The sequence below is a fragment of the Rhodococcus sp. ARP2 genome (genome assembly GCF_001029585.1).
GTDB classification, from domain to species: domain Bacteria; phylum Actinomycetota; class Actinomycetes; order Mycobacteriales; family Mycobacteriaceae; genus Rhodococcus_F; species Rhodococcus_F erythropolis.
The window spans coordinates 1-14234 of the sequence record NZ_LEKE01000008.1; the positions used below are offsets into that span (position 1 = coordinate 1).

The following is a 14234-nucleotide window of genomic DNA, read 5'->3' on the forward strand; positions in this document are numbered from 1 at the left end:
GCAACGTCGCCCGCACGTCGAAGTGGAACACCAACGTCGACGGCGTGTTCGTGGCCGGTGACATGGGCCGCGGTCAGTCCCTGATCGTCTGGGCCATCGCCGAGGGACGTTCCGCAGCAGCCGCTGTGGACACCTACCTCGAGGGTGTCACCGCCCTTCCGTCACCGATCCACCCGACAGCGGCTCCGCAGCGCTAGAGGCTCTTACAAAGCCGCACCCCATCGCATTCGGTGGGGTGCGGCTTTGTTTCTGCAAGCAGTTCGCACGATCTGTAACAAACCTTCATCAATCGTGCATCGGACAGACACAACGCCCAGACAGTATGATTCCGGAGCATCGATAGTGGTGTATGGGTTGCTTAAGTTAAATCAGGGGAGTTTCATGCGTGCGAGGCGTCTCGTTGCGGTGTTGTCGGCACTAGCTGCGGCAGTGGTGGTACCGGTTGTCAGTTCTCCCGTGGCGTCGGCTGATCCCTGCCCCGGTCTGTACGTCGTGGCCATTCCGGGAACCTGGGAGCCTTCGGGTACTTCTCCCGGTGCCGGCATGCTTGCCCCGGTCACCAACGGCCTTCCCGGTTCCGTACGCACGGATTACGTCACGTACTCGGCAACGGCCTTCCCGTGGGAGTCCAACGTCTACGCCAAGTCGAAGCAGCAGGCAGTCGACAACGCCCGCGGCATGATCGCCGCGATGGCCGCCTCGTGCGGTGACACTCGCTTCGCGATCGTCGGATACAGCCAGGGCGCCGACGCGGCAGGCGATCTCGCAGCCGAGATCGGAACCGGCATCGGCGTTGTCCCCCCGACTCGCGTCGAGGGTGTCGGCCTCCTGTCCGATCCCCGCCGCTCCGAGTCAGACGTCCTGATCGGACCCGCTGTCGGAGGCAACGGAGCCAGCGGCGCTCGCATCGGTGGATTCGGTTGGCTGTCAGGCAAAACGGTGACGCTGTGCGCCGTCGGTGATCTGTACTGCTCGACGCCCAAGGACGATTTCGTGATGCGTCTGGCCGGGTTCATGGCTCAGGTTTCCGACCCCACTCCGGCAAACGCTCTCTCGCTGCGCGACGAGGCCGCCGTGATCGTCAACGATCTGGTCACTGCAGGCGGACTCCCCGCACTGATGGCTCAGCTCGATCCAGGCGCGAACTCGCGGCGCGTCGATCAACTGGTCGCCTTCTACGGCTCGCAGGTTCACACCGACTACACGCGTTACGTTGTTGACGGCGCAGGCAATTCGGCCACATCCTGGCTGCACAACTGGTTGGCCGGCAAAGCCTGATCAGCAGTACGTCTGCTCCGCGGTGTCGACGTAGATCTCGGCGATCCGCTGCGAAGACATCGGCGTGATCTGTGAGTACACCTCGCCGACGGAGTTGAACTCCGCCAGCACCTCGGACCGCGGCATGCCGTCGGCCAGAGCCTTGCAGGTGCCGTCCGCGTAGAGGATCTCGGCGGAATCCATTCCGGCGGGCGGGATCCCGGCCAGACGTAGTGCAGCGATGTACCGCTGTCCCTTCTCGCCTGCGTTCGCGACGATCTCGTCCGGTGAGCGTGCGTCGATCGGTGCGTTCGCCGGTGGCGCTACCTGTGGCGCTACCGGCAGCGTTACCGGTGGGGGCGTCGATTCGACGACGCTCGGCGCGGCTTCCGGAGTTGCGGCGGGTGGGCTGGTCGCCAGCGCCGACAGTGACTCGGGGGCAGCTGAACTCGACGTTGCCGCGATCGACGTGCTGGTGGCAGCAGATGTGGATTCCGCTGCGTTGCTCTCGGATTGGCTGCTGCAGCCGCTGAGGAGTAGGCCCGCTGCCGCGACGCAGAGGACCAGTCTGTTCGTGTTCATCACCCGTGAGTGTTACACACCGTACCGCTTAGTTTGTCCGTTTTAAGGAAACTCCCTTTTGCCCTGTTTTTAAGTCGAAGTCCTGTGATATACATCTGTTCAGTTGTTACTTGTGAGTAGGAGCACACCGCAAGACCTTGTCGGCGGCGGTCGAAACACAAGCAATGACTCCGAGTTTCGTCCCCCATCACATAAACGGCAGGGAGAAATCAGTGCAGAAATCTCACAAGAACGGCAACAGACGTCTCGGCACGCGCGTGGCCGTTATTGCAGGTACCGCAGGTGCAGTGCTGGCTTTTGCAGCGCCGATGGCCTCGGCTCAGGACCCGGTCGACAATTCGGTACCGGGCGCCGCAGTGTGTCCGGCTACTGCCGAATCCTGTGTGTCGGTTGTGGTTCAGAGCGGAACCTTCGACAACAACGGCTTCAACCTTCCGATCGGAAAAGGCGACATGATCATTGCCGCCGAGGCCGGCTCCGGTGAAGGTGAGTCCACCGTTCTTCTCCCGCGCGACGACGGACACAACGGTGTCTACTCCAAGCCGTTGACAGTTCCGGGTGGAGTTCTCGGAATCGATCTGCCGTTCGGCAATCTGTTCGGCCTGGCTGCCGTCACCGCCGAGGTGGAGGCGACGGCTGCGCCGACCCTCAACGGCATCATCACCGACATGGATCTGAGCATCCCGGTGCGGATGAAGATCAACAACGCGTTCCTCGGTGACAACTGCTACCTGGGTTCCGAGGCGGCGCCGGTGAATCTTCGTCTCGCGCCTGACCCGTCGGTGGTACCGACCTACACGGTGCTTCCGTCGACTGCGCTGAAGGTGAGCCCGGTCGGGAACGAGGCCACCGGCTTCGCGCTGCCCGCTGCCAGTGGTTGCGGACCGTTCGGAGTGCTGAATCCGATCGTCAACTGGCGAGCAAAGGTACCGGCCACGTCCGGAACCTCGCTCAGCACGATCTCCGACGCCTACCTGTACCCGGGCGGGCTCACCGGTAGCGATCCTCTCGATGATCTCGGTGGCGGAACAGGATCCAGCGGTTCCAGTGGCTCGAGCGGTTCGTCCGGAAGCTCCGGTTCCTGAAAACTCGGAAGCCTAGACGCAGCGGTGGTGACGGAATGTCACCACCGCTGCGGCGTCCGACCTGTAATAACCTGTGCCTCAGGGTGGGCGAAGGCGGCACTCCATCAGGAGGACCTGCGCGGCCACGAAATCACAGGGGAGTCCTCAAACATGTTTCGAGACAGCGTTCTTGCCGGTCCGGTCCTGCGTCGGGGTGTGACGGCGCTGGCAGTTGCAGCCGCGGCCACCATGTTTGTCGGCACCGCAGCAACGGCGGAGCCGGCAGCAGTTGTCGGTGAGGTGTCCGCGGACTCCATCGCGGCAGCCCGTGCGCAGGCCATCGGAACGACGGTCACCGTCGTGGGAACCGCGACTACGCCGTCCGGAGTGTTCGAATCCAGCTTCTACGACAAGGGCTTTGGTCTCCAGAGCGGCAATTCGGGCATTTACATCAGCGATCCGAACAACTCCGGGATTGCTCTCGGCGATCAGGTTCAGGTCACCGGAGTCCTCGCGGATCAGGAAGGCCTGCTCGTCGTCCGCCCGACTGCCGTCGAGGTAATCGGCACGACCACTCAGATCAGCCCGGCGCGATTGCCCCTCAATGCAATCGGTGAGGGCAGCGAAGGTCGTCTCGTGACGGTGTCCGGAATCGTGAGCGGACCCGTCGTCGACGATCTGCCGTACGGTCACAAGATCCTGGTGTCCGGCGTCGACGGAAACACCGTCATCTTCGTCAACACCCAGACCGGAATCGACGTCGACGCCATTGCAGTCGGACGCCCGATCACCGTCACCGGCTTCAGCGGCCAGTACGCCAGCACCTACGAGGTTCTTCCCCGCTCGGAAGCCGATGTGCAGCAGGGTTTCACGGGCAGCCTGAGTTTCGGAAGCTGACCTAGATCTCGAACCGAGCTCCGACGCGCATCGACCCGGGAGACAACCGGCTGATCGTGCGTCCGAGCTTGGCTTCGACGGTCACGGGCACCACGGCCTTGTTCGTGCGAACTGCTTTCACGATGGCACTGGCCACCCGGTCGGGGGTGAAGTTGCGCTTGCGGTAGAAGTTGTCGGCCTTGGTCTGATTTTCGAGTTGTTCCTCGGCGGTGGTCCCGGCGAACTCGGTGGTCTTGAGGATGTTCGTGTGCACGAGGCCGGGGCAGATGGTGCTGACGCCGATGCCGTGTGGAAGCAGCTCCGCCCGTAGGCAATCCGAGAGCATGAATACCGCTGCCTTGCTTGTCGAATACGCGGTGAGTGCTTTCTGGGGTGTGTAGGCGGCGGCCGAAGACAGGTTGACGACGTGTCCGCCGGTTCCCCGGTCGATCATCATCGGGGTGAATGCCCGGCAGCCGTAGACAACTCCCCAGAAGTTGATGTCCATGACGCGCTCGAACTGGCGCTGCTCGGTGTCGGCGAATGTCCCGGAGAACCCGATTCCAGCGTTGTTGACGACGATGTCCGGCACGCCGTGATGCGCCGCGACTGTCTCCGCGAATCGAATCACGGCCTGTTCGTCGGACACGTCGACCTGGTAGGCGTGCGAACCGCCACCGAACACTGCTTCGGCTCCGCTGGCCTGAGTGGGTGTGTTGATGAGTGCCGCAGTGTCCTGCGCGCTTTCGAGGTTGATGTCGGAGACGACGACGATAGCTCCCTGGGCCGCGAAGGCGAGGGCCGTTTCACGCCCGATACCGCTGCCTGCACCGGTGACAACTACGAGCGTGCCGGTGAGGTCGCGTAGTCGACGCTGCAACTTCGTGCCGCGTCGCCAGCCGGTGACGTCCTTCAGTAGCCCCATTGGTTGCCCTTTTCGTGTGTACGTTTGCGGCGTGTGTCTCTAGCTGACTTCCCCTCTGCGAAAGGTATCCGATGAGGGAGCTTCGTGTCGTACGAGTCGTTAGAGTCCGCACATCTGCAGGCTGCACTGGCCGCGGCTGCCCACTCCTCGACGGCGCTCCGGCGGTTCACCCGTTGAGGACACTCGAATCGGAATGAATTCCTGACCTTCGCTAACGGCCTGACCTGCAAATGTCGCTCGAAAACTGAACAATCTTCTCGCTACATTCCACTGAGCGGGACCTGCAACTAATCCCTGTGCCTTACGTCACAAACTGTCTCGACAATGCTTCACATCACAGTTTCTGACCTGGAGGTTTTGAATGAGTCGCAGTTCTCGGCGCGGTCACCGCAAGGTTGCCGCCGTCGCGCTGGCTGTCTCCGCCGGCCTGTTCGTCTCGTCGTGCGCTGACAGCGGGAACGGGGGTGGGAGCGGCGACGCACCGGATTCCGGTTCGGGGTTGTCCATCGGCCCGGTCAACGAGCAGTCCGGCGAGGGTGACGCGGTCAAGGGCGGCACGCTCACGTTCAGCGGGTACTCCGCTGTCACGAATCTCGACCCCGCGAAGACTCAGATCGCCGGTTCGGTCGCCGGTTCGGAGTTGGGCGCCATCTACGACACCTTGCTGCGCTACGACCCGGCGTCGAAGGAATTTGTTCCGAAACTCGCGGAGTCGATGGAACCGAGTTCCGATTTCAAGACGTGGACCCTCGAACTGCGCGACGGTGTGAAGTTCAGCGACGGGACTCCGGTGGATTCGGCGGCCGTTTCGGCGAGCCTCAATCGCTACGTCACCAACAAGGGGCCGCAGTCGAGCCTGTACGCGTCGAAGGTTGCGTCGGTCGACACCCCGGACGCGTCGACGGTCGTCTTCAATCTTGTCGACCCGTGGACCGGTATCGAGTCACTGCTCTCCACCGGACCCGGCATGATCGTCGCGCCGAGCGCCCAGCAGGGCGATCAGTTCACCCCGATCGGCGCGGGCGCGTTCACCCTCGAGAAGTTCGCTCCCAACGAGGAATTGATCCTCGACGCTCGGGAAGACTACTTCGACGGTGCCCCGAACGTGGACAAGCTGCGGTTGATCAGCATCGTCGGTTCACAGTCCACCACCGAATCGCTCAAGAGCGGCGGCACCGACGTCGCGTACATGCGTTCACTTCCGAACGTCCTGGATCTGATCGACTCCGGCTACCCGGGCTTCGTCGACATCCCGTCGCTGTCGTACCTCTCGCTCGTCAACACGGCTCCCGGTCGTCCCGGTGCCGACGTGCGGGTGCGTCAGGCATTGGCGCTCGCGACCGATCCCGTCGCTCTCGACAACCGACTCAACGAAGGTAAGGGTCTGCCCGGGCAGGTCATCTTCCAGGACACCTCTCGCTGGCACAACGACGTCGCTCCGATCGGCGTAGACACCGCCAAGGCGAAGCAGCTTCTCGACGAGGCCAAGGCCGACGGTTTCGACGGCAAGATCACATACCTGACGCTGCAGGAGAACTCGGCGCAGGCGATGGCTCTGGCGTTGCAGTCGATGGCCAACGCCGTCGGTTTCGATTTCCAGATCGAGTACGTCAACTCGGTTGCCGACGTCGTCAAGCGTTTGTACGCCGACCGCGACTTCGACATGGCAACAGGTTCCGCCAACCTCGCGGAAGCCGATCCGTTCGAGCGTCTGTACTCGAACCTCAAGACCGGTGGGCGAAACAACGCCGCGAGTTTCTCCGACCCCGAGATGGACACGCTGCTCGACCAGCTGGGTGTAGCGACGTCGAACGACGCGAAGATCGAGGTGCTCGCCAAGATCCAGGAGCGCGCCAATGAGGTTGTGCCGTGGCAGGTTTACGGCAACACCCCGTGGCTCGGTGTGTGGGGGCAGAACGTCCACGGCATTCAGCAGAGCCTGGACGGAATCATGTTCTTCGACAAGGCCTGGAAGAACTGAAGGCCTCTGAAGAACTGAAGAACTGATCAGACCCGAGAAGCGTCCCCGCGGGGACGCTTCTCGGCATCAGAGAGTGTGGCCGATCAAGAAGTGAGATCGAGGGCGGCGCGAACGATGCTGTCGGAGTCGAGGCCGTGGTACCGGTAGACGTCTTCGAGTGAACCGACCTGACCGAACCGGCTCACTCCGAGCGCAGCACCCGGGACATTGTTGATTCCCGTCAGGAACGCGAGGGTGTGCGGGTGCCCGTCGAGAACGGTCACCATCGGCGCTGACCGGCTACTCGGAAAGACCTGATCCAGGATCCACGACGGACCGTCCGCGAGACCGCGCCGAGCCTGGAGCGCTTCGAAGAGCAATCCGGGGCTGGTCACGCACACGACGTCGGCGGAAATGCCTTGCTCGCCCAGTCTTTCAGCTGCGACAAGTGTTTCGGTGACGGTGGCACCCATGCCGACCAGGGTGATGGCCGGATCAGGGTTGTGCCGCAGCGTGTACGCGCCGGCCACCACCTGACGTCGACGGCGTTCTCGCGCAGCCGGATCGGCCGGCACCGCGGCCAAGGCCTGATCGACCGGACGGGTCGACAGACGCAGATACGACGAGCTGCCGTCTGGTCGGCCGAGGCGTCCGATGCTGTCGAGGAGCGTCCACTCCACGTCGACGGCGAATGCCGGTTCGAAACTGACGCATCCCGGCTGTTCGAGTCCGATGGACGGGGTCTTGATCGACTGGTGCGCACCGCCTTCGGCTGCCAGGGTGACGCCCGACGGAGTGCCGACCATGATCGACTGTCCACCGGCGTAGATGCCGTACGACCACGGTTCGAGAGCCCGCTCGATGAAGGGGTCGTACATCACGCCGATGGGGAAGAGCGGCTGGCCCCAGCGACTCCAGGTTGCACCGAGTTCTCCCATCAGTCCGACCAGGTTGGTCTCGGCGATACCGAGTTCCATGTGCTGACCGGTGGGCTTCTCACGCCAGTGCATGATCGTTTCGGCGTCGTCGGCAAACCAGTTGTGCCGCTCGTTGGGGGACCAGACCCCGACCTTGTTCAGCCACCCTGCCAGGTTGGTGGTGGAACTGACGTCCGGGCTCAGTGTGACAACACGTTTCGCGGCGTCCGGCGCCTCTCGGCTGAGATCGAGTAGCACCCGACCGAGAGCTGCCTGAGTGGTGGATGTGCCGGAGGGGGTACGGCCGATGTCTTTCGGAACTGCCGGGGGCATCAGATGCTCCACCTTCGGGCGAGCCAGGCGCTCAGCGGTTTCGGCGCAGATGCGGCCAGACGGGCCGTCCGCCTCGAACCGTTCCCAGGGCTTCGACGGATCCATGCCGAGTTCCGCCGCCAGAATCTCGTACTGCTCGGTGGTGAGCAGCGACGAGTGGTTCTGCGGATGGCCCTGCGTCGGCAGGCCCCGGCCCTTGATCGTGTACGCGATGATCACGGTGGGACGGGTGTCGTCGATCTGCGCGTACGCCTCTCGCAGAGCGTCGAGGTCGTGTCCACCGAGATTGCGGATGGCCTCGAGCACCGTGGCGTCGTCGAGGTCGTTGATCAGCGACGTGATCGCGTCGGCGTCCGCCGCGTCGCCAGGCAGCCTCAGACGGACCTCGTCGGCCGTGCATCGCAGCAGACGCTGATACTCCGGATTCGGCATGTCCAGGATTCGTTCGCGCAACGCGGTGCCGCCCGGCCGGGTGAACAGTGATTCCAGGAGCGCGCCGAATTTCACGGTGATGACCTGCCAGCCGGCGCCCGAGAACATGCGCTCCAGGCGGGTGGCCGCGATGTTCGGCACCACCCGGTCGAGTGATTGGCGGTTGAGGTCGACGATCCACACGATCTCACCCAGTTCGGCGACCGAATGATCGAGAACTGCTTCCCACACAGCGCCCTCGTCGAGTTCGGCGTCACCGACAAGGGAGTACTGACGCCCGGTTCCGGCGCCGCTGAGGGAGGCGTCGACGTATCGGCGTGCGATCGCGCCCCAGATGGGAGCCGTCGCACCGATTCCCACCGATCCGGTCGAATAGTCCACCGGATCAGGATCTTTTGATCGACTCGGGTAGCTCTGCAGGCCCCCGAACTCGCGCAGCGTTGTCAGGTACGACTCGTCGAGTTCACCGAGCAGATAGTTGATGCCGTGGAGCACAGGAGCCGCGTGCGGCTTGACGGAAACCCGGTCGCCGGAACGAAGTTGGCCGAACCACAGCGACGTCATGATCGAGACCATCGACGCGCACGAGGCCTGGTGGCCGCCGACTTTGAGCCCACTGGGATTCGGACGGACACGGTTGGCGTGATGGATCATCGCGGTCGACAACCACAGAACGCGCTTCTCGATCTCCGCCAGTGGCTCGGGAGCGTTCTGGTTGATGCTGGGGCTGTTCACGGCCGGTCCTGCCTTCGATAGTTGACATCGATCGCCGCACCGCCTGTACCCCAGATCATGGGGCCGACGATGTGGTTGTGATGTTTGGCAGGACTTCCTGAGGCCGAACCGTTCGGCGCGGCAAAGTCCAGCCGCACCTGTCGATCTGTTGTGCAGATTCTGCGTCAAAGTCCATCATCGGCATACAGATTGGGCAATAGCTACCCAGTGGATTGAGCAATGTGCGCAACACCGAGGCCTGTGCGCCGTGCGAGGTGGGCACTATGCGCAGCACACTGCGAGTCGTGCGCGCTCAATCCATCAGATCGTGAACGTAGCACCAGCGCCAGGATTCGCCGGGCTCGTGCGAGCGCATGACCGGGTGCGCGGTGTCGCGGTAGTGGTTGGTCGCGTGCTGATGGGGGCTGGAATCGCAGCACCCGACGTGGCCGCAGGACAGGCACATGCGCAGGTGAGACCAGTTATCCTCGCCCAACTCGGCGCACTCCTGGCAGACGCCGGGCGTCAGCGCCGCCGGGTCCGTTTCGGGCGCATTGGTTAGTTCCTCGCAACCGGTCGGAGCGGGTGCGGGCTGCTGTGTCCGAGCTGCTGCTCGCTTCAGGATTTTCTTCATCGCCTTCCATACTGCATGCTGCCAGAGTGAACGGCATATTACTGGGGGTTGTAGTAGCGGCGTTGCTGGTGGCGGCGGTCGCGCGAAGGTTCGGATTGTCTTCGCCGCTGATCCTTGTCCTGGTCGGTTTGATCGCCTGCCAGATACCCGGTGTTCCGGAGTTGGAGCTCGATCCGGACCTCGTCCTGTTCGTCGTGTTGCCTCCACTTCTGTACTCGGCGGCGCTGGACAGTTCATACCTGGCACTGCGGTCCAATCTGCGTCCGATCGGATTTCTCGCAGTGGGGCTTCCCCTGGCGACGACGGCAGCGGTGGGCTTTGTCGCCTACCTGATCGTGCCGGAGTTCTCGATTGCGGCCGCACTGGTTCTCGGCGCCATCGTGGCGCCGCCGGACGCGGTGTCCGCGAGCGCAATCGGACGCAAGCTCGGTCTGCCGCGCCGAATCATGACCCTGCTGGGCGGGGAGAGCCTGCTCAACGACGCCACCGCTCTGACGGCCTACAAGGTTGCTCTCGCCGCGGCGGTGGGTACCGGTGCGACACTGATCGGCGGCTTCGAGACCTTCCTCGTCGCAGCGGTCGGTGGAACGGTGATCGGCCTCGCGGTGGGCTTTGTCATCTCGAAGGTTCGCGGCAAACTGCAGGATCCGGTGATGGAGAGTGGAATCGGATTGGTGGTGCCGTTCTTCACCTACCTGGCTGCAGAAGAGGTCCACGCGTCGGGCGTCATCGCGGTCGTCGTAGCCGGATTGTTCCTCGGCCAGCGCTCCACGCGCGCGAGTTATGCGACGCGCTTGCAGGACACGGCAGTGTGGAAGGCCGTCGACCTGATCCTGGAGTCCTTCGTCTTCCTGTTGATCGGGCTCCAATTGCCCAGTGTTGTCAACGGATTGCAGGGGTACAGCACCTCGATCGTCGTCTGGGCGTCGATTGCCGTGCTCGTGACCGTCGTGGTGGTGCGGATCGCCTGGGTGTTCCCGTTCACGTACGTACCGCGTTGGCTGTCGCCCCGTATCCGAGCGAGGGAGCCGGAGATTTCGGCGCGGGCAGTGTTCGTCGTGTCGTGGGCCGGTATGCGAGGGGTCGTGTCGCTGGCTGCTGCCTTCGCCATTCCGTTGACGGTCAACAGTGGTGAAGACTTCCCGGGCCGTTCGCTGATCCTGTTCCTGACGTTTGTCGTCGTGGTCGGCACGCTGCTGCTGCACGGCCTGACGTTGCCGTGGGTCATCCGTGTCCTCGGTGTGCAAGGAGACGAGGAGCAGTCCGACGCACGCGCCGAGGCGGCGGCTCAGGACAAGGCTGCACGCGCTGCTGCGGCGCGCCTGGACGAATTGGTCGGAGCAGACGCCGACGACGTCCCTCAGGTCCGCAATCGCGCCGCAGACATCTTGCGAAGCTGGAACACCCACCGCGCGAACTCGGCGTGGGAGCGACTGGGACGCAGCGACGAGGATCTGGGGGAGAGCCCGTCGAACGCCTTCCGCTCGTTGCGCCTCGAGATGATCGATGCCGAGCGAGGTGTGTTCATCGCCGAGCGCGATGCCGGCCGGATCGACGACGAGGTTCTTCGCAAGGTACTTCGAGAGCTCGATCTCGAGGAAGCCACGCTCGACCGGGACTAGACCGGCTGGTCTGATGCCGGTGAGGGTAATCGCTGGCCAGGGTCGGTTTACCTGGCCGTTGAGGCCTGCAACTTAACCGATTCCACTGAGCGAGACTCGATCCAATTTTCTGTGCCTCCCGTCACAGACTGTTTCGTGTTCAACATCACGTCACGGTCTTACCCCGCCTTGGAGGCATTCGAATGAGTCGTAGTTCCCGCCGCGGAAGTCGCAGATTGGCTGCGGCTGCGCTGGCGATCACCGCAAGTATGTTCCTGGCGTCGTGCGCCGACAACGGCTCGAGCAATGGCGGCGGCGAATCTGCTGATTCCGGTTCCTCGCTGAAGATCGGCATGGTCAACGAGCAGGCCGACCCCGGCACTCCCACCAAGGGCGGCACGCTGACGTTCAGCGGCTACTCGGCGGTCACGACTCTCGATCCCGCGAAGGCTCAGGTTGCCGGCGCCACCGGTGGCAGCGAGCTCAGCGCCATCTACGACGTGCTCATGCGCTACGACCCCATCGGGCAGAAGTTCGAGCCCAAGCTCGCCCAGTCGCTCGAAGCGAGTTCGGACAGCAAGACCTGGACGCTGAAGCTCCGCGACGGTGTGAAATTCAGCGACGGAACAGCTTTCGATTCCAAGGCAGTGGCGGACAGTATCAACCGCTACGTCACCAACAAGGGACCGCAGTCGAGCCTGTGGGCTTCCAAGGTTGCCTCGATCGACACCCCCGACGCGACGACCGTCGTCTTCAACCTCGTTGATCCGTGGACGGGCATCCAGTCGATGCTCGCTACCGGACCCGGCATGATCGTCGCCCCGAGCGCCCAGCAGGGCGACCAGTTCACCCCGATCGGTGCCGGCGCGTTCACTCTCGAGAAGTTCGCTCCCAACGAGGAACTGCTCTTGGCTGCTCGCCCCGACTACTACGACGGCGCACCGAACATCGACAAGCTCAAGCTGATCAGCATCGTCGGCGCTCAGCCCACCGCTGAAGCCCTCAAGACGGGCGGCATCGACGCCGCGTACATGCGTACGCTCACCCCGATCCTGGATCTGATCGAGTCGGGTTACCCCGGCTTCGTCGACATCCCGTCGCTCGGTTACATCGCCAACGTGAACATGGCCCCGGGTCGCCCGGGCTCGGATGTTCGTGTCCGCCAGGCGATGGCGCTTGCCGTCGATCCGGAGACGCTCAACACCCGCGTCAACAACGGCAAGGGACTGCCCGGCCAGGAGATCTTCCAGGACACCTCGCGCTGGCACAACGACGTCGCACCGATCGGCGTCGATCCCGCCAAGGCGAAGGAACTGCTCGATCAGGCCAAGGCCGACGGCTACGACGGAAAGATCACCTTCCTCTCCATCCAGGAACCGTCCGCCCAGGCAACGGCTCTGGCCATCCAGGCAATGCTCAACGCTGTCGGATTCGACGCTCAGATCGAATACGTCACCGGTGCAGGTGATCTGGTCAAGCGGATGTATGCCGATCACGACTACGACATGAGCACCGCAGCACTGAGCCTCGCCGAGGCCGATCCCTACGAGCGTCTGTACACGGGTATCAAGTCCGGCGGCCGTAACAACGCGACCGGCTACTCCGACGCCGAAATGGACGCTCTCCTGGACAAGTTGGGCGTCGCAACCACCGACGACGACAAGAAGGCAGTCCTGGCACAGATTCAGGAACGCGCCAACGAGACCGTCCCGTGGCAGGTGTGGGGCAACGTCGCCGCACTCGACGTCTGGAACCAGAACGTTCACGGTCTCGAGCAGAGCCTCGACGGAATCGTGCTCTTCGACGGAGCTTGGAAGTCCTAGAGAGCCTGAAGCCCTGGAGAGCTTGAACCAAGACCTGAAATCAGAGGAACTGCTGTGTATTGCGAGCTCGCTGTCCGAAGGAGACGAAATCGATGAACATCGGCGCAATAGGTAAGAAATTGGGCCAGCTCGTCATTGTGATCCTGATCGTCAGCTTCGGAACCTTCGTGCTGGCATCACTGATCCCCGGCGATCCTGCTGTCTCCGTTCTCGGCGAAGGCCGAACGCCCGCCGAGTACGAGGAAGTTCGGCAGCAGCTCGGGCTCAACGATCCACTCCTGGTTCGCTATTGGGACTGGTTGACCAGCGCTCTCCAGGGCGACCTCGGTAATTCGCTTGTTCCCCCGCAGCAGGACGTTCTGACTGCGATCGGCTCGGCGCTGCCCGTCAGCGTTCAGTTGGCCGTGATGGGTCTGGTCATCGCACTCGTCGTCGCCGTGCCGCTCGCACTCTGGTCGGCGCACCACGAAGGCGGCGTCATCGACCGCGTAATCAGCGCCGCGACGTTCGGTGTTCTTTCCGTCCCGAGCTTCCTCGCCGGTCTGTTGCTGATCATGGTCACCGTCAACTGGCTCGGCTGGTTCCCGCGATCACAGTGGGTGCGCATCGGGGACAGCCTCTCCGGAAACCTCTCACACGCAATACTTCCCGCGATCACCATCAGTCTCCTCGAGATGGCGATGTTCACTCGCGTTCTTCGATCCGATCTGGTGACGACGCTCCGTGAGGATTACATCCTCGCGTCGAAGGCCAAGGGAATGCCCACGCTGCGAGTGCTTTTCAGTGACGCGCTTCGCCCGTCGTCGTTCTCGCTCATCACGATGATGGGTCTGGCTCTCGGCGGCATGATCGGCAGCACCGTGATCGTCGAGACGCTCTTCTCGTTGCCCGGAATGGGCACGCTCATCGTCCGCGCAGCGCAGCAAGGTGATTCGCCGATGCTGCTTGGCGCGGTGGTCGTGATCGCGGTCATCTACGTCCTCGTCAACAGTGCGATCGATGTTCTGTACACCTATCTTGACCCGAGGAGTCGTCGTGTCCATGTCTGAAGTGACGCCAGACGGAGCGGCCCCGTCGCCGGCCCCGTCCGAGGTGATGACATACCGGCAGCAGACA

11 protein-coding genes and 1 pseudogene are annotated in these 14234 nt (G+C 63.2%); 8 read left to right on the forward strand and 4 right to left on the reverse strand.

The window, feature by feature from the left end; genetic code table 11:
- Both gltD and ABX74_RS02085 read left to right on the forward strand, forming a co-directional pair.
- A pseudogene (gltD, locus tag ABX74_RS02080) lies at window positions 1-197 on the forward strand (glutamate synthase); the annotation flags it as partial.
- A 184-nt stretch (window positions 198-381) separates the two neighbouring features.
- Window positions 382-1278: a cutinase family protein gene (locus ABX74_RS02085; protein WP_020905644.1), complete on the forward strand. Its 897-nt coding sequence runs from the start codon at window positions 382-384 to the stop codon at window positions 1276-1278.
- Here the strand turns inward: ABX74_RS02085 and ABX74_RS02090 are convergent, their stop codons facing one another.
- Entirely contained in the window at window positions 1279-1839 is a 561-nt protein-coding gene (locus ABX74_RS02090) for a DUF732 domain-containing protein (RefSeq protein ID WP_041814425.1), read from the reverse strand.
- A 212-nt stretch (window positions 1840-2051) separates the two neighbouring features.
- On the opposite strand from ABX74_RS02090, the gene ABX74_RS02095 reads away from it, so the two are divergent.
- Together ABX74_RS02095 and ABX74_RS02100 are read left to right on the forward strand one after the other, a co-directional pair.
- A complete protein-coding gene (locus ABX74_RS02095; protein WP_020905647.1) occupies window positions 2052-2924 on the forward strand; it encodes a hypothetical protein in 873 nt (290 codons plus the stop codon).
- A 150-nt stretch (window positions 2925-3074) separates the two neighbouring features.
- Complete coding sequence (locus ABX74_RS02100) at window positions 3075-3800, forward strand: hypothetical protein (protein WP_029256845.1); 726 nt, start codon at window positions 3075-3077, stop codon at window positions 3798-3800.
- A 1-nt stretch (window position 3801) separates the two neighbouring features.
- On the opposite strand, the gene ABX74_RS02105 is transcribed toward ABX74_RS02100, so the two are convergent.
- On the reverse strand, window positions 3802-4704 hold the full coding sequence (locus ABX74_RS02105; RefSeq protein WP_020905649.1) for an SDR family NAD(P)-dependent oxidoreductase: 903 nt from the start codon (window positions 4702-4704) through the stop codon (window positions 3802-3804).
- Between the two features lie 361 nt (window positions 4705-5065).
- On the opposite strand from ABX74_RS02105, the gene ABX74_RS02110 reads away from it, so the two are divergent.
- Window positions 5066-6685 (forward strand): ABC transporter substrate-binding protein, encoded by a 1620-nt coding sequence (locus tag ABX74_RS02110; RefSeq protein ID WP_020905650.1) that lies wholly within the window; start codon window positions 5066-5068, stop codon window positions 6683-6685.
- Between the two features lie 83 nt (window positions 6686-6768).
- Here the strand turns inward: ABX74_RS02110 and ABX74_RS02115 are convergent, their stop codons facing one another.
- Window positions 6769-9081, reverse strand: a complete 2313-nt coding sequence (locus ABX74_RS02115) for a transketolase-like TK C-terminal-containing protein (protein WP_041814430.1) — start codon at window positions 9079-9081, stop codon at window positions 6769-6771.
- Between the two features lie 292 nt (window positions 9082-9373).
- Entirely contained in the window at window positions 9374-9694 is a 321-nt protein-coding gene (locus ABX74_RS02120) for a UBP-type zinc finger domain-containing protein (protein WP_019746256.1), read from the reverse strand.
- 26 nt (window positions 9695-9720) lie between these two features.
- Between ABX74_RS02120 and ABX74_RS02125 the strand changes: the two genes are divergently transcribed.
- The 3 genes from ABX74_RS02125 to ABX74_RS02135 all read left to right on the forward strand — a co-directional run bounded on the left by ABX74_RS02125 (window position 9721) and on the right by ABX74_RS02135 (window position 14167).
- Complete coding sequence (locus ABX74_RS02125) at window positions 9721-11316, forward strand: Na+/H+ antiporter (protein WP_020905652.1); 1596 nt, start codon at window positions 9721-9723, stop codon at window positions 11314-11316.
- Between the two features lie 182 nt (window positions 11317-11498).
- Entirely contained in the window at window positions 11499-13118 is a 1620-nt protein-coding gene (locus ABX74_RS02130; protein WP_020968021.1) for an ABC transporter substrate-binding protein, read from the forward strand.
- A 92-nt stretch (window positions 13119-13210) separates the two neighbouring features.
- Entirely contained in the window at window positions 13211-14167 is a 957-nt protein-coding gene (locus ABX74_RS02135; RefSeq protein WP_019746259.1) for an ABC transporter permease, read from the forward strand.
- The last annotated feature ends 67 nt before the right edge of the window (window positions 14168-14234 follow it).

Coding starts and splice junctions, on each gene's coding strand:
- ABX74_RS02090 (WP_041814425.1), bottom strand. CDS start 1,839: ATGAACACGAACAGACTGGTCCTCTGCGTCGCGGCAGCGGGCCTACTC.
- ABX74_RS02110 (WP_020905650.1), top strand. CDS start 5,066: ATGAGTCGCAGTTCTCGGCGCGGTCACCGCAAGGTTGCCGCCGTCGCG.
- ABX74_RS02130 (WP_020968021.1), top strand. CDS start 11,499: ATGAGTCGTAGTTCCCGCCGCGGAAGTCGCAGATTGGCTGCGGCTGCG.
- ABX74_RS02135 (WP_019746259.1), top strand. CDS start 13,211: ATGAACATCGGCGCAATAGGTAAGAAATTGGGCCAGCTCGTCATTGTG.
- ABX74_RS02120 (WP_019746256.1), bottom strand. CDS start 9,694: ATGAAGAAAATCCTGAAGCGAGCAGCAGCTCGGACACAGCAGCCCGCA.
- ABX74_RS02085 (WP_020905644.1), top strand. CDS start 382: ATGCGTGCGAGGCGTCTCGTTGCGGTGTTGTCGGCACTAGCTGCGGCA.
- ABX74_RS02105 (WP_020905649.1), bottom strand. CDS start 4,704: ATGGGGCTACTGAAGGACGTCACCGGCTGGCGACGCGGCACGAAGTTG.
- ABX74_RS02100 (WP_029256845.1), top strand. CDS start 3,075: ATGTTTCGAGACAGCGTTCTTGCCGGTCCGGTCCTGCGTCGGGGTGTG.